Origin of the sequence: Nitrosomonas sp. (assembly GCF_024282095.1) — a bacterium.
Classification (GTDB): domain Bacteria; phylum Pseudomonadota; class Gammaproteobacteria; order Burkholderiales; family Nitrosomonadaceae; genus Nitrosomonas.
Genome location: NZ_JAMWZS010000030.1, coordinates 1 through 25766 on the forward strand (window position 1 = coordinate 1; position 25766 = coordinate 25766).

Here is a 25766-nt window from a genome sequence, read left to right on the forward strand (position 1 = left end):
TAAAAATTAACAAATTCGCTAATTTCTGGCTTGTCAGCTGATTTGGCATTGACATAGATGAATATCGGGCGTGATAACGGCTTGTAACTATTGTTTTCTACGGTTGCTGCAGAGGGGAGTACGCCGCCATTACCACTATCGACTGCGACCGCATTAATTTTTTTGATGTTCTCGATATAATAAGCAAATCCGAAGAAGCCTAATGCGTAGATGTCACTGGCAACACCTTGTACCAGAACGTTGTCATCTTCCGATGCTGTAAAGTCGCCGCGACTTGATTTGGCTTTCCCAACAATCGCTTCAGTAAAGTATTCAAATGTGCCGGAATCCGCACCTGGACCATAGAGTTTGATTTTTTTGTCGGGCCATGCGGGGTTTATTTGATTCCAGCTAGTCACTTTGCCTTGTGCTTCGGGTTCCCAGATTTTCTTCAATTCCTCGGTGGTAATGGTTTTGCTCCAGGTATTCTTGGGATTGACGACAACGGTCAAAGCATCAAAAGCAATTGGCATTTCAATATATTGCACACCCTCTTTCTTGCAGGCTTCCATTTCTGTAGGGGTAATGGGGCGGGATGCATTGACGATATCGATTTCATTTCGACAGAATTTCTTAAATCCACCACCTGTACCTGAAATGCCGACTGTCACGCGGACTGCACCGCGTTTGGCGATTTGGAAATCTTCTGCAACCGCTTCCGTAATGGGAAAGACAGTGCTGGAGCCGTCAATTTTAACGATGGGGCTGGCATTAGCAATTCCTGTAGTCATGGATACGCTCAGCAGCATTGTTACAGTGAGCGCTCCGAAGTTAAATGGATTTAACATTGATACTCTCCAAGTGAAAAAATTTTCAAAATTAATGCAATATACTATTTCAGAATTGTTACAGAATTATGACAATCCAATTGTCTGCACCGGAACGCACTGTACATCGCATTGCAAGTAGTCGAATGAATGAGTTTTTATGAGTTGCTGGCGGTTTGCACCGCTTCAGCAATTTTCTCAGCCCAATGATTGACTTTATGTTTTGATTCACCCTCAACCATCACACGAATGAGAGGCTCAGTGCCGGATGCGCGAATTAAAACACGTCCTTTATCCTTCAAATCAGCTTCTGCTGCTTCTTGTGCGATTTTAATCGCTTTGCTGGTATCGAAGTGAAATGACTTGGGAATTTTTACATTAATGAGACGCTGTGGATATAGTAAGACGCCGCGCATAAATTGAGCCAGTGTTTTCTGAGTGTCACGTAATGCATACAATACCTGCAAAGCAGCAATAATGCCGTCCCCCGTCGTATGCTTGTCTCTACAAATGATATGCCCGGAATTTTCTCCACCCAGGTGCCATTTTTTTTCTTGCAATAGTTCCAGTACGTAACGATCGCCCACTTTGGCACGGAGAAATGGAATATTCAGTTTCTTAAAACGATTTTCTATCGCAAGATTGGTCATTAAAGTACCTACAACGCCGCCTTTGAGCACTTTTCTCTGCTGACGATGCTTGGCGATGATGTAGATCAGTTGATCGCCTTCGTACAGTTTCCCCTGCTTATCCACCATCATGACACGATCACCGTCGCCATCCAATGCAATACCCAGATCGGCATGGTGTTGTTTGACGGCTTTTTGTAGCGTCGAGCAATGGGTGGCGCCACACTCAAGATTAATATTCAGGCCGTTGGGTTGTACTCCGATGGTGATCACCTCAGCACCGAGTTCATGCATCACATGGCCGGCAATATGATAGGCAGCGCCGTGTGCGCAATCGACTACGATTTTTAGTCCGCGCAGATCCAGATGATAAGGAAAAGTACTCTTACAAAACTCGATGTAGCGACCGGCAGCGTCATCAATCCGTTGTACTTTCCCTAATTGTGCTGAGGGCTTGGTTTCGATGGGCGCATTCAAACCGGCTTCTATTTTGTGCTCCATGTCGTCAGGAAGCTTGCTGCCTACAGCAGAGAAGAACTTAACACCATTATCTTCGAATAGATTATGCGAAGCTGAGATAACAATACCGGCCTGCAACCGCAGGGCGCGAATCAGATAAGCGATGGCAGGAGTTGGCATGGGGCCGGATAGGATGACATCTACACCAGCCGCGCATAATCCTGCTTCCAGTGCCGATTCAAGCATATAACCCGATACCCGGGTGTCTTTGCCGATCAGCACTGTTGGGCGCTTTCCTTCCATAAGGTGCCAGTCCGCAGCAGCGAGAACCTGGCCTGCCGAATACCCCAGGTGCATGATAAATTGAGGTGTAATAGGATCTTTCCCTACTCGTCCTCGTATGCCGTCAGTTCCAAAGTATTTTTTTGTCAATTTATATATCTGATTTATAAATAAAGGGCTATGTGTAAAAAAATAATCATTAACAATTGTTTTTTTATACGCCGCAGTTTTGCATGGCTGTATAGATAGAGAGCGCATCCTTGCTTGCTTTGACGTCATGTACGCGTACGATTTTTGCACCTTTAACTACTGCTAACAAGGCTGCTGCGATACTTTCATGGATCCGATGATCCACACTGTTTCCAGTAATGGCACCGAGCATGGATTTGCGCGATAGACCGGCTAGTACTGGAACGTTAAGTGTTGTAAGTTCACTGAGTTGATTAAGCAATATGTAGTTATGCTGCAGCGTTTTGCCAAAACCAAAACCAGGATCAATTACTAGCCGATCTGGCGAGATACCCGCAGCTTTTGCCGCTTGAAGGCGTTGCTGCAGGAAATCCTTAACTTCGGAGACGATATCTTGGTATTGCGGATTCGCTTGCATATTTTGTGGTGTGCCTTGCATATGCATCAAACAGACTTGCACATGATCATGTTGCGCGATAACTGCCAATGCTTCTGCGCTGCGTAGTGCATTAATATCATTGATCATGAAAGCACCTGCTGCGATTGCCTGCCTCATGACTTCAGGTTTGGAAGTGTCAATTGAAATTGGAATATTGGTGTCAACAAGCGCTTCCAGTACAGGAATGACACGGTTTAGTTCTTCATCGATACTGACCGATTGACTGCCCGGGCGCGTCGATTCTCCGCCGATATCCAGGATGTCGGCACCCTCAGCAATAAGATCTCTGGCATGTGCGATCGCCTTTTGTGTCGACAGATACAACCCACCGTCCGAGAAGGAGTCGGGCGTGATGTTGATCACCCCCATAATTAATGGGCGACTGGCTGAGGCGATGAAGTTTTGCTGTAATGAGGGCACAGTAAAAAAAGAAGTAGGGAAGTGAAAACGGGATACGATTTTTTGATCGTATCCCGTTTTTTAAATTAACAACGATTAATCAGCTTCTTTGACTATTTCTCGTGGTGCTTCGGGCTCGCCTTGTTCATCAGACTTTACCGATGATGACTCGCCATCGGTTGCCGTCGGAGATATTGATTGAGGTGGTTTAGGCGGACGCGGTGGGCGACCTTCCATAATATCCTTGATCTGGTCACTATCAATCGTTTCCCATTCCAATAAAGCCTGGGTCATGGCTTCAATTTTGTCTTTATTGGCCTCAATGAGTTTGCGTGCAATTGCATATTGCTCATCGACAATTCGGCGAACTTCTGCGTCAACTTTTTGCATAGTCGCTTCACTCATATTTTTATGCGTGGTGACTGAACGACCCAGAAAAACTTCGCCTTCATTTTCACCATATACCATTGGGCCAAGAATATCGGACATCCCCCACTGAGTTACCATTTGTCGCGCTAATTCCGTTGCACGCTCAAAATCATTGGATGCGCCTGTAGTCATTTGTTTCATAAAAACTTCTTCAGCAATACGTCCACCAAACATCACCGAGATTCTTTGCAGAATCTCTTCGCGTTCCATACTGAAACGATCTTCGGTAGGCAATTGCATGGTTACACCCAACGCACGGCCTCGTGGAATAATCGTTACTTTATGGACCGGATCGGTCTTAGGCAATAATTGCGCTACAACAGCGTGTCCTGATTCATGATAAGCCGTGTTGCGGCGTTCATGTTCAGGCATTACCATTGAACGCCGCTCTGCACCCATGAAAATTTTGTCTTTCGCACGTTCAAAATCATCCATATCCACCAACCGCTTGTTGCTGCGTGCTGCGAACAGCGCTGCTTCATTGACCAAATTGGCCAAATCAGCGCCTGACATACCTGGTGTACCACGTGCCAGAATATCAGCTTTGACATCGGGTGAAAGCGGTACTTTGCGCATATGCACATGAAGAATTTGTTCGCGACCACGTATATCAGGTAGTGGTACCGTTACTTGACGGTCAAAGCGGCCAGGACGAAGCAAAGCGGGATCCAGCACATCGGGACGGTTGGTTGCTGCAATTACAATCACACCCATGGCACCTTCAAAGCCGTCCATTTCCACCAGCAATTGATTGAGTGTTTGTTCGCGTTCATCGTTTCCGCCACCCAGACCGGCGCCCCGTTGACGACCGACCGCATCAATCTCGTCAATGAAGATAATGCAGGGCGCATGTTTCTTGGCTTGCTCAAACATGTCGCGTACTCTCGATGCGCCCACACCGACAAACATTTCAACAAAATCAGAACCTGAAATGCTGAAAAACGGTACTTGCGCTTCTCCTGCAATTGCACGAGCCAGCAGCGTTTTACCTGTTCCTGGGCTGCCTACCATCAAAACGCCGCGTGGAATACGTCCACCCAGTTTCTGAAATTTGGTCGGATCACGCAGGAATTCAACCAGTTCTGCAACTTCTTCTTTCGCTTCCTCGCAGCCGGCAACATCATTGAAAGTCACTGTGTTGGCCGATTTATCGAGCATGCGCGCTTTACTTTTACCGAACGAGAATGCGCCACCATTGCGCCCACCACCTTGCATTTGGCGCATGAAGAATATCCACACGCCAATCAGTAACAGCATTGGGAACCATGAGATGAAAATACTCATCAGCATGGATGGTTCTTCTTCCGGTTTGGCTTCAATAATAACGCCAGCTTTCAGTAAATCGCTCACCATCCAAGGATCCGATGGCGCATAGGTTGTGAAACGTCTGCCATCAGACTTTGTGCCTTTAAGTGTTCGTCCTTCGATGATAACCTTAGCGATTCTGCCTTGATTCAATTCAGTAATGAATTGAGAGTATTCCATAGGTACTTGCGCCGGTTGACGTACACTGAATTGATTAAATACGGTCATCAACACAAGTGCAATTACCAGCCAAATGGCCATGTTTTTAATTAAGTTATTCAAAATAGCTCCTTGATTTGCACCTTAAAATCATTGATTAGTCATTCTAACCCTATTTTGTAAAATATAACAGAACAGTTCATGTCATATAAGTTTGCTGCAGAACTATCATCCTACTATTAACATCGACTGTAATCACTGAAGGGATCCATTCATTTCTCAGTGAATCTCGGTTATTTCTTTTTGTCGAGTCCTAATAAATATAGTTCATTACTGCGGTCACGCGAAGCCTTGGGTTTTCGTATCATCACGCTTTTGAATCCAGCGCGCATATCACGAAGAAATTGATCAAAATCCCTACCTTGAAAAACTTTGACCAGAAAATTTCCACCATAGTTCAGTTGCTCCAGTGCGAATGCTAGTGCCAGTTCAGCCAAATACATGCTTCTGGCCTGATCGCTGACTACAATACCACTGATATTGGGCGACATGTCTGAAATGACAAGATCCGGATGATGGTCACCCAGATGTTTTTTCAGTTCATCGATTGCACATTCTTCTCTAAAATCATTTTGAATAAATTCAACCCCAGGCAGTGGTTGCATATCCAGGATATCCAATGCAATAATTTTTCCCCGGTTACCTACTTTATGGCTGACAACCTGAGACCAACTGCCGGGTGCCGCGCCCAGATCAACGACAATCATACCTGGTTTCAATATTTGATCGCGTTCAATGATCTCAAGTAATTTATACGCGGCACGTGAACGGTAACCTTCTTTTCTGGCCTGCTTGACAAAAAAGTCATTGACATGCTCTTTCATCCAAGCTTTACTGGTTTTAGCCCGCTTCATCAAGTAAAATGATACGTTTCAAGAGAATTTATGATAACACTAACTATTGCACATCGACGTGAACTTAAAGCACGAGCACATGCACTCAATCCAGTTGTCATGATCGGAAAAACCGGTCTGTCGGCCAGTGTGATTGAAGAAATAGAGCGCGGGCTTGTAAGCCATGAATTAATCAAGATTAAAGCTCAAATTGACGATCGGATTGCCAGAAATGCACTGTTTGAGGAAATCTGCCAGCAGCTGAATGCTGCTCCGGTACAGCATATTGGCAAAATATTTGTTATTTATCGACCTAAACCGGAAGAAGCCGATAAGAAACCTGCCCGTGCACCTGATAGAAAGAAGCGTGAGCCTTTTCGCACCAAGCGCAGTTTTCAGAGCTGAAGCTTCTATCCTAAATGTATTTTACATCGAGTATTTCATACTCGCGTATACCGCTAGGTGCTTGAACTTCTGCAATATCTCCTGCATGTTTACCAATCAGGGCTCGTGAAATGGGTGAGCTGATGGAAATTTTTCCGTCCTTGATACTGGCTTCATCGTCACCTACGATTTGATAAGTCACCGTTTCACCGCTTTGCAAATCCTCCAATTCGACAGTGGCACCAAAAACACACGCACCATCCGCGTTAATGAGGGCTGGATTGATGATTTGTGCACTGGAGAGTTTACTTTCCAGCTCGATAATACGCCCTTCAATAAAACCTTGCTTTTCCTTGGCAGCGTCATATTCGGCATTTTCAGAAAGATCGCCGTGGGAGCGCGCTTCCGCAATCGCTGCAATAACTGCCGGGCGGTGCACGGTTTTCATTTCATGTAGTTCCTTGCGCAATGCTTCTGCTCCAGCTACCGTTAATGGAATAGTACTCATGGTGATTTTTTGCCTTTCATTTCATCTTGTTTCTTAAAATAATAAAATAAGACTAATTGCTTGATTGCTTATGTTTTAAGTTGCATGTGCAACTTCTGTAAGTTATAAGCCTGTAGTTCACGCCTGTTGATTATACTCATACAAGCAGCACGCGCGCCTGCCAACGTTGTGTAGTAGGTTACTTTGGCTTGCAGTGCGGCATGGCGAATTGAATATGAATCTCGTATGGCGCTACGCTGATTATTAACAGTATTAACGATTAAATTGATCTCGCCATTTTTAATCATATCCACAATATGTGGGCGACCCTCCGCCACTTTATTAATGATAATGACGCTTATTCCGGCTGCCGTAATTGCGGCGGCAGTGCCACGTGTCGCATACAGGGTGAAGCCAAGGCCTGAAAGGCTGCGCGCGATTTCAATTGCATGTGATTTGTCGGATTGCCGTACGCTGATGAAAATCTTGCCGGAAGTGGGCAGACGCACATCTGTCGCTAATTGCGATTTGACAAAAGCTTCAGCAAAAGTAACGCCCATTCCCATCACTTCACCGGTAGATTTCATTTCCGGGCCCAGAATCGTATCAACACCAGGGAGTTTAATAAAGGGGAATACCGCTTCTTTGACGGAATAATATTCCGGGATGATTTCTTTGGTAACACACTGATCGATCAAAGATCTTCCTGTCATGCAGCGCGCCGAGATTTTTGCCAGCTGGAGGCCGGTTGCCTTGGAGATGAAGGGTACGGTACGGGACGCCCGGGGATTGACTTCGAGTACATAGACCGTATCGTCCTGAATCGCAAATTGTATATTCATCAAACCAATAACATGCAGTGCGCGCGCCATTTCAGCAGTCTGGCGGCGTAATTCATCCAGCATTTCAGGTTGCAAGTTGAAAGTCGGCAGCGAACACGCGGAATCACCGGAATGCACACCCGCCTGTTCGATATGTTCCATGATGCCACCGATCAGCACGGTTTCTCCGTCATATATCGCGTCGACGTCGACTTCCGTGGCATTGGTGAGGAAGTGATCCAGTAATACCGGCGAATCATTGGAAACTTTAACGGCTTCGCGCATGTAGCGTTCCAGGTCGGCTTTTTCGTGCACGATTTCCATCGCACGCCCACCCAGTACATAACTGGGACGTACCACCAGCGGGTAGCCGATTTCTTCAGCTGCGATCAAAGCGGCTTCCGGGTTGCGTGCGGTGCGGTTAGGCGGTTGCCGCAAGCCCAATTGTTGCAGCATTTGCTGAAAGCGTTCGCGATCTTCCGCGCAATCGATCATATCCGGGCTGGTGCCGATAATCGGTACGCCATTAGCTTCCAGATCGCGCGCAAGTTTGAGCGGCGTTTGTCCGCCATACTGCACAATGACGCCGTCGGGCTTTTCCACCGCGACGATTTCAAGCACATCTTCCAGTGTCAGCGGTTCAAAATACAAACGATCGGATGTGTCGTAGTCGGTCGAAACGGTCTCCGGGTTGCAGTTGACCATGATGGTTTCAAAACCGTCCTCACGTAACGCTAATGCCGCATGGACGCAACAATAATCAAATTCAATACCTTGACCGATACGATTGGGCCCGCCGCCGAGTACCATGATTTTCTTTTTATTCGTGGGATGCGCTTCGCACTCGTCTTCGTAGGTGGAATACATGTATGCTGTGCTGGTGGCGAATTCAGCCGCACAGGTATCGACACGTTTGTAGACTGGCCGCAAGTTGAGTTGGTGGCGGTAAGTGCGGACTGCGGTTTGTCCGGTATTGAGCAGCTTTGCCAGGCGCCGGTCAGAAAAACCGCTACGCTTGAGTGTGCGCAATGCTTGTCTATCCAGTGTTTCCAGTGTTGTATCGGTCAGCGCCTGTTCTTGTCTGACCAGATCTTCAATTTGTGCTAGGAACCAAATATCGATATGCGTCAGCTGGTGAATCTCGTCAATCGACAGTTTGCAGCGGAACGCATCGGCGATGAACCAGATCCGTTCCGGACCAGGGTTGGCCAGCTCGGTTCTGATGATTTCCAGGTTATCGGTTTTTTCATCCAGGCCGTCCACGCCCGTTTCCAGTCCACGTAAGGCTTTTTGCAGGGATTCCTGGAAAGTGCGGCCAATCGCCATGACTTCGCCGACCGATTTCATCTGCGTGGTCAGACGATCATTGGTTTGTGGGAATTTTTCGAATGCAAAACGCGGCACTTTGGTGACGACGTAATCAATGGTGGGCTCAAAGGATGCCGGCGTGATGCCGCCGGTGATATCGTTGTCCAGCTCATTCAGGGTATAACCGATCGCCAGTTTGGCAGCAATTTTGGCAATCGGAAAACCGGTTGCTTTTGAGGCCAGTGCGGAAGAACGCGAGACGCGCGGATTCATTTCAATCACCAGCATGCGGCCGTTTTCAGGATTAATGGCAAATTGCACATTGGAGCCGCCGGTTTCCACGCCGATTTCACGTAACACAGCGATCGATGCGTTGCGCATCAGCTGATATTCCTTGTCGGTCAGTGTTTGTGCAGGCGCTACTGTAATCGAATCACCGGTATGCACACCCATCGGGTCGATATTCTCAATGGCGCAGATGATAATGCAGTTGTCGTTTTTATCCCGCACCACTTCCATTTCAAATTCTTTCCAGCCAATGACGGATTCCTCGATCAGCAATTCCTTGGTGGGGGAAGTTTCCAATCCGCGTTCGCAGATACCCAGAAATTCTTCGCGGTTGTAGGCGATACCGCCGCCACTGCCACCCATCGTGAAAGAAGGGCGGATAATGACCGGATAACCCACCATGGCTTGAACTTGCAATGCTTCTTCCATGCTGTGCGCAACCGCCGAGCGGGCAGAGTTTAACCCGATACGTGTCATCGCTTGTTTGAATTTTTCACGGTCTTCAGCCATGTCGATGGCTTCACGTGACGCACCGATGAGTTCAACGCCGTATTTTTCCAGTACACCGTGTTTGACCAGATCTAATGCGCAGTTCAATGCGGTCTGACCGCCCATGGTCGGTAATAGTGCTTGCGGCCGCTCGATGGCGATGATCTTTTCGATCATGCCCCAGGTGATCGGCTCGATATAGGTTGCATCGGCCATTTCCGGATCAGTCATGATGGTGGCGGGATTGGAATTCACCAGGATGATGCGATAACCTTCTTCGCGCAAGGCCTTGCAGGCTTGTACACCGGAATAATCAAATTCGCACGCCTGGCCAATGATGATGGGGCCGGCACCGATGATGAGGATGGATTGAATGTCGGTACGTTTAGGCATACTTTCTAACGGATAAAATTGCGTGGTTTATGGTCGGGTTATCGAATTATTGTGGGGACTGATTTTTATAACGCTGCATCATTTTGATAAAGCGATTAAACAGGTAATCCGCTTCATGCGGTCCTGGACTGGCTTCCGGGTGGCCCTGAAAACAAAAGGCGGGCTTATCCAGTAACTCAAATCCTTGCAGACTGCCATCAAACAGCGATACATGCGTGATACGCGCATTATCCGGCAAGGTATCCGCATCAACCGCAAAACCGTGGTTCTGGCTGGTGATGATCACTTTGTCGCTATCGATATCTTGCACTGGGTGATTCGCACCATGATGGCCGAATTTCATCTTGATGGTACGTGCGCCAGTGGCCAGCGCGAGTAATTGCTGACCGAGGCAAATGCCAAAGATGGGAATATTCTTTTTCAGCAACGCCTGGGTGGCGGAAATGGCGTAATCACAAGGTTCCGGATCACCCGGTCCGTTGGAGAGAAATATGCCATCAGGCCGCACCGCTAGAATCTCATCAGCCGAGGTCTGTGCAGGGAAAACGGTTACCTTGCAGCCGCGTTGCGCCAGTTTGCGCAAAATAGTGCGTTTGATGCCAAAATCAAATGCGGCGACGTGATATTGGGGATTTTCCTGAATCCGGAAACCATCCTCCAATGACCATTCACCTTCTGTCCAGGTATACGATTGCCGACAACTGACCACTTTGGCAAGATCCATGCCGGCCAGTCCCGGGAATGCTCTGGCAGCCTGTAATGCTTGGTCTTCATCAATATTTCCCGCCATGATGCAGCCGGATTGTGCGCCTTTTTCCCGTAAAATGCGCGTGAGCTTGCGCGTATCAATTTCAGCGATGGCGACGACATGCTGCGCTTTGAGAAATTCGGATAATGTCTGGGTCATGCGGTAATTGCTGGCAGCCAGCGGCAGGTCACGTATCACCAAACCGGCGGCGTACACTTTATTGATGTTGCCTGATTCAAAATCTTCCGGATTGGTACCGGTGTTGCCAATATGCGGATAAGTCAGTGTGATGATCTGTTGACAGTACGAAGGGTCGGTTAATATTTCCTGGTAACCGGTCATTGCCGTATTGAAAGCGACTTCACCGGTATTGATACCGTCAACACCAATAGACACGCCACGAAAAATTGTTCCATCGGCTAGTGCGAGGATGGCGTGCGGGCGTTGTGACACAAAAAACTCCTTGGATACTGACAAGATATGGAAATTGAGCCAAGGCTAACAAGTTTTTAAATGCCTTGGCTTTGGCAAGGGATTATACGTGAAAAAGGTTTGTTTTTGTATGCCGGTGCTTTGATGCTGACTGCAAGCTGGTTTTGTCAGCTCTGTGCATGAGTCGCGCTGTTTTTTGAGTGCTTTAAGTTTGAAAGGAAAAAAGCTTCAGTTTTTTGAATTATTTCGCAACTGATCAATGACCAATTGGCGGATATCGTAGTTTTCCCCTGGGTTGATACTGGTGAAATCCGGATTATTCGAATTCAAGTAATCCAAACCACGTTCTTTTCCTGAAGCGAGAAAATCAGTGATCGCCAGCTTGTAGGTTTTCGAGGGGTCAATCGGAGCACCGTTAACCTGCCAAGTACCATTGACTTGCTGTGCATGGGCGGATTGCAGGAAGCCGCCTGAACCTCTATTCGCCAACCCCTGATTCAGCACTTTTATCAGTAGATTACCTTTTATCGTCGCCAGTTGGACTTTGCCACCAAATGGCAAAATGCGAATGACATCATAGACGGTGATTTGGCCTGCCGGCAGAACATCATCGATGCGGATCGAGCCGCTGTTGTAGAGCGAGAGTTCGGCTGCGGGGTAAGGGCGCAACAGGCTTTTAGCTATCAGTTCAGTCAGATTGGTTGGATGGTTGCGCACGCTGGATTCCAATCCATCCAGCGCTTCCGTGATCGTTGTCACCACAGCCTCAGGTTCAAAACCCTGTGCACGGAAGGCATTGAAAGCAATGGTCATCCATTGGTCGACCACTGCTTTGATGCCCGGGTCTTCTGCCAGATTGTCGTTGATGGGTACGAACGTGGGTTTGATCTCGGTTTTTCCGGTTTGTGGATCAAAGTAAAGATCAACCACATAGACTGAGCGCACATTGGCATCACTTTTCAGTATCGGTGTGAAATTGCCGCGCCAGTTCTGGTGATTTTCATGTTCATGTCCGCCCAGTAGCAAGCCGATTTGTGGAGATGCTTGTAACAATTTGATATCGTCGCTAATGTTCTGATGGGCTAAAGCAATGATAAAGTCGGACTGCTGATCGAGCAGTTGTGCGATTTGAGCATGGGCGGTGGTCAATGGATCGGAATAACGGACATGACTGGGTTGATTGATGGGCAGGGTCAATCCGAACATGCCGATTCTGAATGTTTTGCCACTCTTTTTGTCGTGAATCGGGATGACAAGATTTTGCTTGACGCCTGCAAAAGGATGACCGTCAGCAGCGAATACGTTGCTGGATATCCAGGTGAATTTTGCTTCCTGGATGCGTTGATTGAATTGATTTTCCTTGATATCAAATTCGTGATTGCCAAAAGTGGCATAATCCAATGCGAAGTGATTCAATACATCGACCATTTGCCTGCCGGCTAATCGATCGCCTTCATACTGAGCCGTGCCAATCGCAGAAGGACTCAACAGATCTCCGCCTAATGTGGTGAGGGTATTGGGGTTACGCGCCAGCAATTGATTGCGTAATGTGGCGACCCGTGCGATTCCTCCCTCTTTGCCGCCACTGACGGGTGTGATTTCATAAATATCACTAAAATGCAGGATCGTCACATGAATCCTGTGATCGTCGGTACGGGTAGCCGGCAGCGTGCTGCAAGCCACTGCGGCAAAGGCGAAAAACAGTATGAAGAGAGTAAAGTAGGTTTTTTTCACGATGGTTTTTGTAATTTCTATTTCAGGGCCATATTAAAGTGTTACTCAATATCTGACAAATTGCATGTCGTTTTTCTAATAGAAGGGGAATCTGTGAACGTGTAAAGTGCATGATTGATGCGGTTGTGTCACTCAGGAATGATGATTTTTGCGGATTCTCAATGGGTTTTTCATCAAATTTCAGTATTGCTGTTATCAATGACTGATTCTGAATATAATCAAGAACTGTCAGAGTATAAAAAGCAATACAATTCGCCAAGATTGAGATGGCAGCACGGACCTCGAATCAGATAATCCAGGGTCATGTCATGTAAGGAATGAGAAGTTGTACAAGATAGTGCGTTCTTGTTCTTGATAATACTGATTAAATCAATTCAAGTAGAAAGGGGAATGATCGTGAAACAATATTTTGTATCGTCAGAAAAACGGCTTTTAATGTTTATTTCAGCATTGGTTTTCTTCATCGGAATATTATCTGCTTGTACGTTAATCCCGGAGACTGACCCTGTTCGTGGTGCGACCACTGTCAAACAAGATCAATTTGGTGATAGCTATACAACAGTCAAGTATCTTGATCAAGGTTGGGATAATGCGGACAGTTTGTGGTTTTATACCACCACGCAGGGATCCAACCTGATGCCTTATGATTTCTTCATGGTATTGGAGCAGCCTAAAAAACCGGAGCTTTTCCGTGCGGATGACAATATGAATTTCTATCGTTATCTACCGCAGAAAGCCACTGCCAGCAATCCCGATGCGCTACCCGTCGGATGGGTGAAAGATGGTTATAAGGGGAGAGAATTCATAGGCTTGACTTGCGCAGCCTGTCACACCGGGCAGGTAAACTATAACGGTGTGGGTATCCGTATCGATGGCGGTCCAGCCGGTGCGGATATGGAAAACATCATGAAGGATCTGGCAAAAGCCCTGTATTACACACGCGAAAATGAAGAAGTCAGGAATCGCTTTGTCAAGAATGTACTGGCGCGCGGTAACTACAAATCAGAAAAGGAGGTGCTCGACGATCTGGATGTCTATAAACAGCGCATTGCCAGCTACATCACCATCAATCACAGCGACATTGCTTATGGCTATGCACGACTGGATGCGTTTGGACGCATCTATAACCGAGTGTTGGAACATCTCGTCAATGAGCGCGTACTCAGGGAATTGCTGCGTGATGGCAAGCTGGCAGACGGTAAAGATATTACGGAAGAAGATCTCAATAAAATCACCCAGAATGTAAGTCGAGTGATGAGTGGCGAGGAGCGCGACAGTGTAGTCAATCGTCTTGTTGAGACCCTGGGTTGGGAGCAATTAGGACATTTGCGTAAGAAGTTGTTTAATCCGCCCAATGCACCGGTCAGTTACCCATTTTTATGGGACATTCCCCAACATGATTATGTACAGTGGAATGGATTGGCCGCTAATGCCGGGCTTGGTCCGGTCGGGCGCAATACCGGTGAAGTGATCGGCGTGTTTGGCACGCTTGACTGGCGAGAAGAAAAAGGTACGACATTATCAACATTGATTGGTAAAACGGATATCAATTTTACGTCATCAGTCAATGTGCATAACCTGCGCAGAATCGAATCCCATTTACAAAAATTGCAATCACCTGAATGGCCGGAAGAGATTTTAGGCGCGATAGACAAGCAAAGTGCAGCACGTGGCAGACCACTATTTAATGAGTATTGCGCAAGTTGTCATACCGGGATTGATCGTGCTGACCCTGAACGCCGCGTTGTCGCTAAAATGTCGAGAATCAGCGACGTCGGGACCGATCCGGCGATGGCGAAGAACAGCACGGAATATGCGGGTTTTTCAGGCATCCTGCGCAATCAGTATGTGGGCCTCGGTGTGGGCGATATTTTACTCGACCAAGAAGCGCCCGTGGCAGCCTTGCTGACCAAAGCAACTTTAAATGTGGTGGCTACGCCTGACCCCGATAAATTATTTTTTCGGCGTTGGGCTGAGTGGATTTTGGATATTGCAAAAGCGTTTTTTCACAATGAAATCAAGTCCTCGATCAAGCATGGAAATTATGATCCGGATACCACAGTCAGTCCGCTGGCTTCTTTGAATGCCTATAAAGCGCGGCCCCTAAATGGTATCTGGGCGACCGCACCTTATCTGCATAATGGTTCCGTGCCTACGCTGTATGATTTATTGCTGCCCAAGAAACGGCCAGGTGATTCGGAGGACGGTGAATATCGCCCGGAACAATTTGAAGTGGGGTCACGCGAATTTGATCCGGTCAGAGTGGGTTTTAAAAGCAGTGGGTATCAGGGGTTTACTTTTAAAACGACGGATCAGAATGGTGAGGAAATCAGAGGCAATAGCAATGCCGGTCACGAGTATGCATCCGGTAAGACAGCACAGCCTAATGGTAAAATTTTAAAGCCACTTACTAAAGAGCAAAAATTGGATTTGCTGGAATACCTCAAAACGCTGTGATCTGAATAATTTCTTTAACAGTCCTTATATTAATGAAAAGGGAGTAATGCAATGAATACCAGTACAAGTTATCTTGAACAGTATGATGCAGCGCCTGAAGCAGATAAATTTCCACTAGTGCGTCGCTGGATGGATAAAGAGCCTTTGCCATTTTTTAAAGAATTGCGTGAGAAACGCCCCATTTTGGTGACCCCGAAATGCACACTGGTTACCCGGTTTGACGATGTGAGAGAATTACTGACGATGTATAAGGTATTTACCGTCAAACCCTATGTGCCAAAAATGGATAATTACCTGATGATGCATGATGATGATGCATTGCATACCCGTGAGAAATCACTGATGCAGTGTATGCTGAATCGTGATGATCTGCCCAGGGTGCGTAGCATGGTGGCGGATATTGCACGGGGAATTCTCAGCCAGGGCAATGGCCGGATTGAAATTGTCAATGATTTTTGTCGTACGGTTCCAGCCACGTTGGTACAAAAATACTTCGGATTAACCGGTGCCAAGACGGCTGATCTGATTGAATGGTCTTACTGGAATCAATACGACACCTTCCATAATCATCCTTTCGATTTGCTCTCTCCGGAATTGTCCCAACAGGTGATCGATCGTCACAACGAGACTTCAAAAAAACTCGGCAGCTATATTACGATGCTCATTGCGAAGCGCCTGCTGGCGGTTAAACTCGAAAAATTGACGTTTTCAACCATCATTAGATTGCAAGACGATATTGTGACAAGAATGTTGCGTACCAGTTTTGCCAAAGAACTGGATTTTGATATTAAGCGCTTAGGGGTTAATGCCGGCGGTCTTCTGATTGGCGCAATCGAAACCACTTCGCAGGCCGTGGCGCAAGTGCTGCAATATCTGTTTCAGCACTCCGAGTGGCTGGCCATCGCAAAGACTGCTGCGCAGAAGGAAGATACCGCCGAGTTCGATGGTATTGTGTGGGAAGCTTTGCGCTTTGCGCCGATTACGCCTTATTTATTCCGTACCACCGCGAGCGATTATACGGCAGCAAAAGGTACCAATTATGAAACCGTGCTGCGTGCCGGTACTTATGTGTTACCGGTAACGCTATCAGCTATGTTTGACGAACGGGCATTTGAATCACCGGAAAAATTCATTCCGCAACGCAATTGGTATAACTATTTTCATTTTGGCTTCGGTAGTCATGAATGTCTGGGGCGTTATGTGGGTATGGTGATGATTCCTGAAATGGTGCGTCAGGTATTATTGAAGAAGGATGTCGCACCTCAAGGCAACATGGATTACAAATCCGGTCCCTTCCCTGAATCATATGATCTGGCTTGGGCTGTGTAGCCGCATAGGACGTTGAAAAATTATCTGCGTTGCTGCTACGGCAGTACTACTGGATTCAGTGTTCTATCGCGCAAATTTGCTTGTGATTTTTAGCGATAGAACACTGAGTGGTCAACATTAATAATTAGATTTTTCTTCAGTTGATCTGGCCTTTCCGCCGCCTTCCTGATCACCGGCCGGTATTTGATGGAATGGCTGGATCGTCTTGCCATAAGCTTCAGGATCAGGCGTCTCCGGCGCTGTTGGCTTACCGCCACAAGCAACTAATGTCATTACTGCAGCTACTACAAAAAAATGTGTAATTCTCATAGAAAACCTTCTGTTGGTTGATAATCAATCGCCTTTGTTACGGGTTCATAGATTACCGGTTGAGGTGGCATAGCACATTGATTTGAATCAAACTAAAGTAATTTTAATTAGCAATAGCGTGATCAATGGCACAAATCAGATTGCATTTTTACCAGTCATTAAATGATTTTGTCGAACGCGCGTTGCGCGACACTGAAATTATTCATAACCTTGATCGGAAAGCTTCAGTCAAGGACGTGATTGAATCTTTCAATGTACCGCACACGGAAATTGAATGGATTCTGGTCAATGGGATTGCAGTCGATTTTAGCTATATTGTGCAGTGCGGTGATGAGATTCAGGTTTATCCTGCATCTGAACATCCGGCCGTGGCGCTATTACCACCACTTCGTCCAGCATCATTAAGGCCGCCACTATTTTTAGTGGATGTTAATCTTGGAAGATTGGCGCGCTATTTAAGGTTGCTGGGATTTGATTGCTGGTATCGCAATGACTATGATGATGCCACAGTGGCGAGAATAGCCAGTGAACAACAACGCACCGTACTGACGCGTGACCGCACATTGCTACAGCGCAGGATTATCACTTATGGATATTTTGTCCGGGCAAGTTTACCTAAAATTCAAACGCAAGAAGTTTTGAAACGATTTGATTTATATGCTTTGTTAAAGCCACTCACACGTTGCACGTACTGCAATGGACAATTAGTGGAAACCGAAAAGCAAAAAATAGAGCATCGGTTGGAGCCATTGACCAAGCAGCACTACGATAGATTTCTGTTGTGCCCGGAATGTAAACGGATTTACTGGCAGGGTAGCCACTGCGTGCGTGTAAAGCATCTGATTGATGAATTTTCTGCAGCAAAATGATCATTCATTGCAGCCAAAACTCAGGTTCCGCGCTACTTGATCGCACGCGACAAGGTGCGATCTCATAAGCGCAATCGGAGTACATTTTTTTTGGCTTGACATTAAAGACAACCGGTCGTATTATTAAGGCATGTCTAAATCAACCAAAAAAGAATTTAATAGGGAAAATCTGTTAAACCATGGTGTTACTCTATTCATGGAACAAGGCTATCATGGGACAGGGTTACAGGAAATTCTGGATGCGGTAAATATTCCCAAAGGTTCTTTTTACAATTACTTTGGCAGTAAAGAGGATTTTGGTGCTGATGTTATTCAACATTACACTGAGCCGTTCATTATGCAATTAACAGCCTACTTGGATAACTCCGGTGCTGATGCACTCAGTGCAATCAAACGCTATTTTGATGAACTCATTGTAGAACTTGAAAAGAATGAGTTTAAAGGTGGCTGCCTGCTGGGTAATTTCATGGGAGAAATGGGGGATACCAGTGAAGTTTTCCAGAAGTCGCTGCAATCCGCGGTTAAGCGTTATCGGGATTTATTGCAATCGGGGTTGGCTAAAGCGCAGCAGCAAGGTACGGTAAGACTGGATAAATCAGCGGAAGAAATGGCTGATTTGCTGGTGAATACGTGGCAAGGTGCTTTATTGCGCATGAAGATAGAAAAATCATCCGCTCCGATTAAGCAGTGTTGTCAGGATTTGCTGGGAGATTATTTCAGGGCTTAAATTTTTTCACTTAAATAAATACGACCGGTCATATTTAATTAATTTCATTCTACAGGAGATAAAATGCCAAAATATATCATCGAACGGGAAATTCCCGGCGCGGGTTCGTTGACACAACAAGACTTGCAAGCTATTTCGCAGAAATCATGCGGCATACTGAACAGCATGGGGCCACGAATCCAATGGCTGGAAAGCTATGTGACGGATGATAAAGTCTATTGCATTTACATCGCGCCCGACGAAGCGACTATCAGAGCACATGCCGAGCAAGGTGAATTTCCCGCTAATCGTGTTGCACGAATCAAATCCGTGATCGATCCAACCACCGCTGAGTAGAACGGGAAGATTACGATCGCTCGTGAAAATGAGCATTTTTAAAGGAGGTAATGTCCATGCAATCCTACGTCATTCGATCCACGATATTCATTCTAATTCTGACTGTCGCCGGTATCTCTGAGTCTTTTGCGGAGAATGCAGCGGCAAGTGCGACCAAAAAACATGAGGCTGCCGCAGAGTCGGGAGGTGGCCATAAGCATTACGTGCAATCAGATGAGGGGCAGAAGCCAGGTCCGGATGGTCAGCTTGCACCCAAGTTGCACAACTTAGGGGAACATACGTTTCCCGTCAGCACACGCAATCCGTTAGCGCAGCAATACATCAACCAGGGCCTCAATCTCGCCTACGCATTCAATCATGCCGAAGCACGCCGGGCGTTCCGTGAGGCGGCGCGGTTGGATCCCGGCCTTGCGATGGCTTACTGGGGGCAGGCGCTGGTGCTTGGCCCCAACATCAACGCCATGATGGAACCGAACGAAGAACCTCAGGCGTTGGAGATCGTGCAACGGGCCAAGTCATTGATGGCGAATGCGCCACCGAAGGAACAAGCACTGATCAATGCGCTTGAGAAACGTTATTCGGGGCAGGCTGAGCAACGGGAAGCGAATAATAAGGCTTACGCGGAGGCCATGCGGGAAGTGCATCAACGTTTTCCGGATGATGCGGATATTGCGATGCTGTATGTGGAATCCATGATGGATCTGCGGCCTTGGGGCTACTGGATGCTGGATGGCCAGCCGTATGAAGGAACAGCCGAAATCGTCGCGCTGACCGAAGAAGTGTTGCGGCGCAATCCAAAACACCCGGGCGCCCTGCATATGTATATCCACCTGATAGAACCGACAAGTACGCCCGAGCGCGCAGAAAAAGCAGCCGATACACTATTAACGCTGATGCCTGCGGCGGGACACTTGATACACATGTCATCGCATATTTATCAGCGCGTAGGCCGGTATGCCGATTCAATGAAGAGTAATCAGCTTGCAATCGCGGCGGATGAAGATTACATCACGCAGTGCCATGCGCAAGGTTTGTATCCGATGGTGTACTATCCGCACAACATCCATTTTCTTTGGTTTGCAGCGACTGTGGATGGTCAAAGCAAGATTGCCATCCAATCTGCACGCGAAGTTGCCAGTAAAATTGATGATGCCGTGCTGAAGGCAATACCATTGACAGCAGTCTTCCGTATTACTCCTTATTGGGCACTTGCGAGGTTTGGCCACTGGCAGGAAATTCTTGCAGAGCCTGCACCGCCATCGACCAATCTATTTTTAACAGGAGGCTGGCATTATGTGCGCGGCCTCGCATTTGTCGCGACAGACCAATTGCAACAAGCCGAACAGGAACTGGCAGCACTGCGCAAGATCATGAAAGACCCGCTGCTGGATGGTCCGCTGCTCTCGAAAAATACCACCAGGACTGTGCTGAACGCAGCGCCTGAGGTACTCGCAGGCGAGATTGCTGCTGCGCGTGGGCAGTTCGATCAAGCCATTGCACACCTTGAAACTGCAGTTCGTCTGGAAGATGCCCTGGTGTATACGGAACCGTTGGAATTTCACTTGCCGCCACGACTGGCATTGGGCGCCATTCTGCTGAAATCAGGACGGCCAGGCGAAGCAGAGACGGTGTACTGGGAAGATTTGCGGCGCAATCGCAATAACGGATGGGCGCTTTACGGCTTGACGCAGGCACTGCGCGCACAAAAGAAGGATGATCAGGCGGCAGTCATCGCAGCGCGTTTTGAACAGGCCTGGGCACGTGCCGATGTGACATTGAGCGCATCCCGTTTCGGACGTGAATGACGGTGTGCCGACACCTCAGGATTTGATCGATGTTTTTTGATAACACCATGAATACATTATTCGAAAGCGATTTCGAGCAATTAAAAAAAGATTTTCCTTCGATTCAGGAAATTAATGCTGGAAATAAAGATTTCCTCTATCGTCAAGGTGATCATTGTGCCAATGTTTTCTGGATAAAAGACGGCATCGTGAAGCTCTCGCACCTGACATCTCAAGGAACCGAAATTACCATCGCGCTGCTCAGGAAAGGCGATGTGATTGGTTTCTTGGGAGAACATGCTGCGCATCATGCAATGGAAGAGACCGCACAGGCATTAGGAGAAGTCGATTTTTACCGCTTGGCATATCAAGATTTCAAAGCACTGTTATCGCAGCATGCGGAGCTGGCATGGTACGTTTTTGAGCAAACCTATGTCCGCAAACAAAAAATCGAGCGTAAACTCCGCACCATCCTGACGCAGCCGGTTGAGATGCGCCTTGCAGCCGCGTTACTGGAGCTGGCGGAGATGTTTGGCATACGCTGCACGCATGGTTATGCATTGGAAATTCATTTAACGCAACAGGATGTGGCGGATTTGATCGGTGCCAGCCGCCCGGTGGTGAGCACAATTCTGAACGATTTCAGAAGCCGCGGCATGCTGGACTACACGCGTGACCAGATTTGCATCAATGATGCTGCGCTCACTGCGTTTTGCCATGCAAAATAACTGCCATCACTCGGAGTGGTTTTGTTTTGTAGCTAACAGACAATGTGATAGTGCTGTATTAATGTTTGGCATGGTAACCCATCGGGGTGACCACAATTAATACAGGAGCGTTAACATGAAAGTAATTTCACCGCGCATGCACGGTTATCTTGATTTTCTGACCGTCATTCTATTTTTACTTGCCCCAACCCTGTTCGGGCTAAATCAAATACCGGCTTTGCTGGCGTACAGTCTCGCCGCTATTCATCTGCTTGTCACATTGGCTTCTGATTTTCCTTTCGGGATCGTCAAGATCATTCCATTTCCTGTGCATGGCTGGATTGAGCGTGTGGTTGGTCCTGCGCTGATTGCAGTGCCTTTTATCCTGGGTTTTGCTGCCGATGAAATCGCGAGGAATCTTTATATCGCAGCGGGGGTGGTAATCATCATCGTCGGAATACTGACCGATTATCAAGCTAAGACAAGCGACTGAACAAGCTGCGAGTGACCGGGTATGCCGTGAATGCGGTTGCGCAGAACGCATACAAATTGCTTTCCGGTTTATTCGCAGCGATAGACATTTCCGATCAGTATGATTTCCTTGTCCATCCCGGGAATTTCATACTTGCCGGTATTGTTGGAACGAATGATATGCACATTATTGCCGCCCAGTTTCTGCGTTTCATGCCTTAAATTGTTTCTGGCTTTGATCAACCGATCGACGTAGGGCGTATTGTCGTCGGCTGCATCGATTGAATCGTCTTTTGAAGAGCCCTTTATTTTTCCAAGTAATTCGCATCCGTCGGGACCTTGCTCACCGACCATGATGGTAACGGGTTTGACTGCTTCCGGTTGTGCCGAGATTTCGGCACAGCCGATGATGATCAATGCAGTCAGCATCGTTTTGATGGATGTGTATGATTTTGTTGAAACATGCATGGGTAACTCCTGAATACTCGTTTTCTTAAGCCGGATAGCATAGATAACCGTCACGCTACCCGTCAATAGCGATGAAGTCGATGGATACTGTGAAATAAAACCCGTATGGATTGCTTTTTAAGCAATTCCTTGCATGGCCTTTCAGGTATATTTTACTCGCATAACTTATAGGGGGGACGACATTGGATATCATTATTTATATTTCACTGGCAGGAATTGCGATTGCTATTGGTTACGGCATCATGCTCTATAACCGGTTGGTTGATATTAAGCATGCCGTGTCACAGGCATGGGCCAATATTGATATTCTGCTGAAACAGCGTCACGACGAACTGCCCAAGCTGGTTGAAACCTGCAAGCAATACATGGGGTTTGAACAGGAAACACTCAAACAGGTGATCGCGGCGCGCTCGCAGGTCGCGACCGCGCGCGAAGCGGGCAATGTCGGCGCGTTGGGTTCTGCCGAGAATAAGCTGCGGGTGGGACTGGGTAATTTGTTTGCGGTTGTGGAAGATTATCCGGAATTGAAAGCCAGCGAGAAATTCCAGCATTTGCAGGCACGCATTACCGGGCTGGAAAACAGCATCGCCGATCGCCGTGAGTATTACAATGAAGCGGTCAGAATCAACAACGTGCGCATCGAACAATTTCCCGATGTCATCATCGCCAATTGGTTCAAATTCAAGCCGCGCGATTTGCTGGAGTTTAGCGACGCCGATAAGCAGGACGTCAATATCGGTCAATTGTTTGGCTAGCGCAAGGCGTTGGCATGGATATCCAGTCGCTGGAACTTGCTCCGGAAGACTATGAATTTGTCCTGATCGCATTGCTGCTGGCGGCAGTGATCAGTCTCTATTGTGTGGTCCGTAACTGGAAGCGGTTACGTATCGTTGAAGATACGCCCACTGCCAAATTGCGTTCTGCACATCAAGGCTATATTGAGCTGGAAGGAAAAGGACAATTGATTGATGATCAGCCGATTTATGCGCCGCTGTCCAATCACCCGTGTCTTTGGTATCACAGTCAAATCGAGCAGCAAGAAACGTTTACCGAAAACGGCCGCATCCAAACACGCTGGCATGTGGTTTACAAAAATATCAGTGATCACCGCTTCAAGCTCACGGATGGTGCGAACAGTTGCTATGTCGATCCGAACAATGCGGAAGTCAATGGCAACGAAAAACTGGTGTGGTATGGCAACACCGAATGGCCAACCCGTACTCAGATCCTGGAAAGCCAGTCGATCGTCCATGCGATGACGAACAATTACCGTTATAGTGAATGGTTGATATTGCCTGGTCAGCCGTTGTACATATTAGGTCAATTCACAACCTGGTCTGCAACTGCACAGCAATCCGCGCGGGATGTGATGATCAATCTGTTGAATGATTGGAAGCAGGATCAACAGGCATTAAAAGACCGTTTCGATGCCAACAAGGACGGCACAATAGACCAGACAGAATGGGAAGTCGCTCGCCGGGAAGCACAAGCAGCAGCGCAGCAGGCCCATGATCAACTGGCTTTGGAACCGGACACGCATATCATGACAAAACCGGATAATTCAACGCAGCCTTTTATCATCTCGGTATACCCACAAACGGTATTGGTGCGGAAATACCGTCGCAATACCTTCATCGCACTAGCCGCATGCATCACATCAATCTGCGCGATCGCCTGGTTGGTTCACGCGCATGGGTAATTCTGCCTGTTAGCGCCAGAATAATTTTGATCGTGCCAGCCGCTGCCACAGGGTGCCGGACAAATGCGCGTGTTGCGCGATTTCATATTCCAATGCGCCGCTGAGTCGGCCAAGCTCAAAGCTGAGCGTGGTGGATTGCTGCGGCAATTTGCGCAGCAATTGCATACCGATACGTAGATCATTGGCATAACCCAGCTCGTCTTGCAGTGCCGCCAGAGCGGCGGTGAAATGATCGGCGCGTTTGCCGTACAGTGGTGCAAAAGCATCCGCTGCGTAGCGCATCTTCTTCGCCGCAATGCGCGCCATATGACGTTCCGCAGGGCTGAGCCGGGCGAAACCGTGACAGCGTTTACGCAGCTTCTGCCAGCGTTGCTCGAGTATCGTTTCCGCCCACGCCTTGGCATCCTGTATTTGCACATCCATGGGTGCTGTCAGCAGGCTGCGGCCAATGTCGAGCACGAGCTGAGTGAATGCCGGTTTGAGCAAAAACGCTTGCGCCCGTTGCCGAGCATGCATAGCGATACGATGCACCAGAATCTGTGCGGCATCGTCAATGGGAGGGTCTCCCGCTGTTGCTTCCAGAATCGACAGGATCCCAGGCAGCGTCTCCTGCTGAAACACATCCCAATCACGCGCCAGATTCAATGCGTGCATGCATTTGCGCAGCGGCTGATTCCACGCTGCGGTAGCTTGTTCCAGTGATTTGGCCAAAATTGTACCGGTCTGCATGCGGCGCAGTGCAACGCGGAGCTGGTGCAAATATTCGATATCGTGCGCATCTTCCAGAAAACCGGGCACGTTGGCGGTCAATTGCATCAATGCAGCCTGCAGGATGGCATTCCAGGCTTCGCCTGCGTTTTGATGTTTATCGATCGACGGTTGCACTGCCTTGGTTGGTGCGGGGTTTGCCGCACCACATAGCATATAACCGCGTTCCGCTTTGCTGCGCGGCTCGATATGCAACGGTACTTGCCGCAGCAATTGCGTGGCTATCTCGAACAAAAACTCGGGGGCGCCGGATTTGAGTTCGATTTCAACTTCACAGATATCCCGGTACGCTTCTGCGGCATGGATTTTCCCGCTATCGAGCGCCACTTCGGCGCGCGCTGTATCGTTGCCAACCTGCCAGGTAATGCGCTGAAACTCGGTGGTGAATACCGGTACGATATGTTTTTGTTTGATGCCGGCCAATAAATCCAATGCGGCTTGCGGCAACACGGAAAAATCCGCATGACCGCCGTCCGTGACCGCCATTTCCCATTCCGGGCGACTCGATAATGCACCAACCGATTGCGTTGCAGCTTTCAACGTTTGAATCCACTGATCGTCCACCCGGCGCACACGCAACGCGATGCCACGCTGCATCAGATCAAACTGCGGGGTATCGAAATAAATGCTGAGCAGCGGGCGTTTTTCCGGTTTGATGGTACTCAATAATGGGTGGTGCCGGATACGTCCGGTATGGCGGGGATGCAAGGCCAGTTTCAGTTCAATTTCCATGCAAATCCTCCGGCTTGAGCCATGGCGTTGCGCGCGG

General features: G+C 47.8%; 23 protein-coding genes. 11 read left to right on the forward strand and 12 right to left on the reverse strand.

Going from position 1 to position 25766, the window contains the following annotated elements; translation table 11 throughout:
* The 5 genes from Q0K92_RS09480 to Q0K92_RS09500 form a co-directional block, all read right to left on the reverse strand.
* Positions 1–788, reverse strand: a 788-nt coding sequence (locus Q0K92_RS09480) for a PstS family phosphate ABC transporter substrate-binding protein (RefSeq protein ID WP_297325593.1), incomplete at its 3' end; no start/stop codon positions are given.
* Positions 789–964: 176 nt separating this feature from the next.
* Positions 965–2326, reverse strand: coding sequence for a phosphoglucosamine mutase (gene glmM / locus Q0K92_RS09485; protein WP_297325563.1), 1362 nt, complete (start codon positions 2324–2326; stop codon positions 965–967).
* 64 nt (positions 2327–2390) lie between these two features.
* Complete coding sequence (folP, locus tag Q0K92_RS09490) at positions 2391–3173, reverse strand: dihydropteroate synthase (RefSeq protein WP_297325594.1); 783 nt, start codon at positions 3171–3173, stop codon at positions 2391–2393.
* 126 nt (positions 3174–3299) lie between these two features.
* The gene (gene ftsH, locus Q0K92_RS09495; RefSeq protein WP_297325564.1) at positions 3300–5219 is read right to left on the reverse strand and encodes an ATP-dependent zinc metalloprotease FtsH; all 1920 of its coding nucleotides are present in this window, start codon (positions 5217–5219) and stop codon (positions 3300–3302) included.
* Positions 5220–5389: 170 nt separating this feature from the next.
* Positions 5390–6010 (reverse strand): RlmE family RNA methyltransferase, encoded by a 621-nt coding sequence (locus Q0K92_RS09500; protein WP_297325595.1) that lies wholly within the window; start codon positions 6008–6010, stop codon positions 5390–5392.
* Between the two features lie 30 nt (positions 6011–6040).
* Here Q0K92_RS09500 and Q0K92_RS09505 point away from each other — a divergent pair, with 30 nt between their 5' ends.
* On the forward strand, positions 6041–6394 hold the full coding sequence (locus tag Q0K92_RS09505) for a YhbY family RNA-binding protein (protein ID WP_297325565.1): 354 nt from the start codon (positions 6041–6043) through the stop codon (positions 6392–6394).
* 10 nt (positions 6395–6404) lie between these two features.
* On the opposite strand, the gene greA is transcribed toward Q0K92_RS09505, so the two are convergent.
* The 4 genes from greA to Q0K92_RS09525 form a co-directional block, all read right to left on the reverse strand.
* Positions 6405–6881 (reverse strand): transcription elongation factor GreA, encoded by a 477-nt coding sequence (gene greA, locus Q0K92_RS09510; protein WP_297325566.1) that lies wholly within the window; start codon positions 6879–6881, stop codon positions 6405–6407.
* Between the two features lie 68 nt (positions 6882–6949).
* Positions 6950–10159: a carbamoyl-phosphate synthase large subunit gene (carB, locus tag Q0K92_RS09515; RefSeq protein WP_297325567.1), complete on the reverse strand. Its 3210-nt coding sequence runs from the start codon at positions 10157–10159 to the stop codon at positions 6950–6952.
* A gap of 46 nt (positions 10160–10205) precedes the next feature.
* Positions 10206–11360 (reverse strand): glutamine-hydrolyzing carbamoyl-phosphate synthase small subunit, encoded by a 1155-nt coding sequence (gene carA / locus Q0K92_RS09520; protein WP_297325568.1) that lies wholly within the window; start codon positions 11358–11360, stop codon positions 10206–10208.
* A gap of 207 nt (positions 11361–11567) precedes the next feature.
* Positions 11568–13073: a bifunctional metallophosphatase/5'-nucleotidase gene (locus Q0K92_RS09525; protein ID WP_297325569.1), complete on the reverse strand. Its 1506-nt coding sequence runs from the start codon at positions 13071–13073 to the stop codon at positions 11568–11570.
* Between the two features lie 390 nt (positions 13074–13463).
* On the opposite strand from Q0K92_RS09525, the gene Q0K92_RS09530 reads away from it, so the two are divergent.
* Positions 13464–15530 (forward strand): di-heme-cytochrome C peroxidase, encoded by a 2067-nt coding sequence (locus Q0K92_RS09530; RefSeq protein ID WP_297325570.1) that lies wholly within the window; start codon positions 13464–13466, stop codon positions 15528–15530.
* A 51-nt stretch (positions 15531–15581) separates the two neighbouring features.
* On the forward strand, positions 15582–16859 hold the full coding sequence (locus Q0K92_RS09535; protein WP_297325571.1) for a cytochrome P450: 1278 nt from the start codon (positions 15582–15584) through the stop codon (positions 16857–16859).
* Positions 16860–16976: 117 nt separating this feature from the next.
* Here Q0K92_RS09535 and Q0K92_RS09540 read toward each other — a convergent pair whose 3' ends face one another.
* Positions 16977–17168, reverse strand: a complete 192-nt coding sequence (locus Q0K92_RS09540; RefSeq protein ID WP_297325572.1) for a hypothetical protein — start codon at positions 17166–17168, stop codon at positions 16977–16979.
* A gap of 125 nt (positions 17169–17293) precedes the next feature.
* Between Q0K92_RS09540 and Q0K92_RS09545 the strand changes: the two genes are divergently transcribed.
* The 6 genes from Q0K92_RS09545 (at position 17294) to Q0K92_RS09570 (ending at position 22084) form a co-directional block, all read left to right on the forward strand.
* A complete protein-coding gene (locus Q0K92_RS09545; RefSeq protein WP_297325573.1) occupies positions 17294–18037 on the forward strand; it encodes a Mut7-C RNAse domain-containing protein in 744 nt (247 codons plus the stop codon).
* Positions 18038–18167: 130 nt separating this feature from the next.
* Positions 18168–18764, forward strand: a complete 597-nt coding sequence (locus Q0K92_RS09550) for a TetR/AcrR family transcriptional regulator (protein WP_297325574.1) — start codon at positions 18168–18170, stop codon at positions 18762–18764.
* 63 nt (positions 18765–18827) lie between these two features.
* A complete protein-coding gene (locus tag Q0K92_RS09555; RefSeq protein ID WP_297325575.1) occupies positions 18828–19100 on the forward strand; it encodes a DUF4242 domain-containing protein in 273 nt (90 codons plus the stop codon).
* A gap of 56 nt (positions 19101–19156) precedes the next feature.
* Complete coding sequence (locus tag Q0K92_RS09560) at positions 19157–20905, forward strand: hypothetical protein (RefSeq protein WP_297325576.1); 1749 nt, start codon at positions 19157–19159, stop codon at positions 20903–20905.
* A 47-nt stretch (positions 20906–20952) separates the two neighbouring features.
* On the forward strand, positions 20953–21612 hold the full coding sequence (locus tag Q0K92_RS09565) for a Crp/Fnr family transcriptional regulator (RefSeq protein ID WP_297325577.1): 660 nt from the start codon (positions 20953–20955) through the stop codon (positions 21610–21612).
* Positions 21613–21727: 115 nt separating this feature from the next.
* Complete coding sequence (locus tag Q0K92_RS09570; RefSeq protein WP_297325578.1) at positions 21728–22084, forward strand: hypothetical protein; 357 nt, start codon at positions 21728–21730, stop codon at positions 22082–22084.
* 68 nt (positions 22085–22152) lie between these two features.
* Here the strand turns inward: Q0K92_RS09570 and Q0K92_RS09575 are convergent, their stop codons facing one another.
* A complete protein-coding gene (locus Q0K92_RS09575; RefSeq protein ID WP_297325579.1) occupies positions 22153–22530 on the reverse strand; it encodes a DUF4156 domain-containing protein in 378 nt (125 codons plus the stop codon).
* Positions 22531–22712: 182 nt separating this feature from the next.
* Here Q0K92_RS09575 and Q0K92_RS09580 point away from each other — a divergent pair, with 182 nt between their 5' ends.
* Complete coding sequence (locus Q0K92_RS09580; protein WP_297325580.1) at positions 22713–23285, forward strand: LemA family protein; 573 nt, start codon at positions 22713–22715, stop codon at positions 23283–23285.
* A gap of 14 nt (positions 23286–23299) precedes the next feature.
* A complete protein-coding gene (locus Q0K92_RS09585; protein ID WP_297325581.1) occupies positions 23300–24229 on the forward strand; it encodes a GIDE domain-containing protein in 930 nt (309 codons plus the stop codon).
* Between the two features lie 9 nt (positions 24230–24238).
* On the opposite strand, the gene Q0K92_RS09590 is transcribed toward Q0K92_RS09585, so the two are convergent.
* The gene (locus tag Q0K92_RS09590) at positions 24239–25729 is read right to left on the reverse strand and encodes a CYTH and CHAD domain-containing protein (RefSeq protein ID WP_297325582.1); all 1491 of its coding nucleotides are present in this window, start codon (positions 25727–25729) and stop codon (positions 24239–24241) included.
* Positions 25730–25766: the final 37 nt, after the last annotated feature.

What these genes read in the sequence shown, in the direction of transcription:
- folP (WP_297325594.1), bottom strand. Translation starts at nt 3,173, where the DNA reads ATGGGGGTGATCAACATCACGCCCGACTCCTTCTCGGACGGTGGGTTG.
- Q0K92_RS09500 (WP_297325595.1), bottom strand. Translation starts at nt 6,010, where the DNA reads ATGAAGCGGGCTAAAACCAGTAAAGCTTGGATGAAAGAGCATGTCAAT.
- Q0K92_RS09505 (WP_297325565.1), top strand. Translation starts at nt 6,041, where the DNA reads ATGATAACACTAACTATTGCACATCGACGTGAACTTAAAGCACGAGCA.
- greA (WP_297325566.1), bottom strand. Translation starts at nt 6,881, where the DNA reads ATGAGTACTATTCCATTAACGGTAGCTGGAGCAGAAGCATTGCGCAAG.
- carB (WP_297325567.1), bottom strand. Translation starts at nt 10,159, where the DNA reads ATGCCTAAACGTACCGACATTCAATCCATCCTCATCATCGGTGCCGGC.
- Q0K92_RS09530 (WP_297325570.1), top strand. Translation starts at nt 13,464, where the DNA reads ATGATCGTGAAACAATATTTTGTATCGTCAGAAAAACGGCTTTTAATG.
- Q0K92_RS09535 (WP_297325571.1), top strand. Translation starts at nt 15,582, where the DNA reads ATGAATACCAGTACAAGTTATCTTGAACAGTATGATGCAGCGCCTGAA.
- Q0K92_RS09540 (WP_297325572.1), bottom strand. Translation starts at nt 17,168, where the DNA reads ATGAGAATTACACATTTTTTTGTAGTAGCTGCAGTAATGACATTAGTT.
- Q0K92_RS09545 (WP_297325573.1), top strand. Translation starts at nt 17,294, where the DNA reads ATGGCACAAATCAGATTGCATTTTTACCAGTCATTAAATGATTTTGTC.
- Q0K92_RS09550 (WP_297325574.1), top strand. Translation starts at nt 18,168, where the DNA reads ATGTCTAAATCAACCAAAAAAGAATTTAATAGGGAAAATCTGTTAAAC.
- Q0K92_RS09555 (WP_297325575.1), top strand. Translation starts at nt 18,828, where the DNA reads ATGCCAAAATATATCATCGAACGGGAAATTCCCGGCGCGGGTTCGTTG.
- Q0K92_RS09560 (WP_297325576.1), top strand. Translation starts at nt 19,157, where the DNA reads ATGCAATCCTACGTCATTCGATCCACGATATTCATTCTAATTCTGACT.
- Q0K92_RS09565 (WP_297325577.1), top strand. Translation starts at nt 20,953, where the DNA reads ATGAATACATTATTCGAAAGCGATTTCGAGCAATTAAAAAAAGATTTT.
- Q0K92_RS09570 (WP_297325578.1), top strand. Translation starts at nt 21,728, where the DNA reads ATGAAAGTAATTTCACCGCGCATGCACGGTTATCTTGATTTTCTGACC.
- Q0K92_RS09575 (WP_297325579.1), bottom strand. Translation starts at nt 22,530, where the DNA reads ATGCATGTTTCAACAAAATCATACACATCCATCAAAACGATGCTGACT.
- Q0K92_RS09585 (WP_297325581.1), top strand. Translation starts at nt 23,300, where the DNA reads ATGGATATCCAGTCGCTGGAACTTGCTCCGGAAGACTATGAATTTGTC.
- Q0K92_RS09590 (WP_297325582.1), bottom strand. Translation starts at nt 25,729, where the DNA reads ATGGAAATTGAACTGAAACTGGCCTTGCATCCCCGCCATACCGGACGT.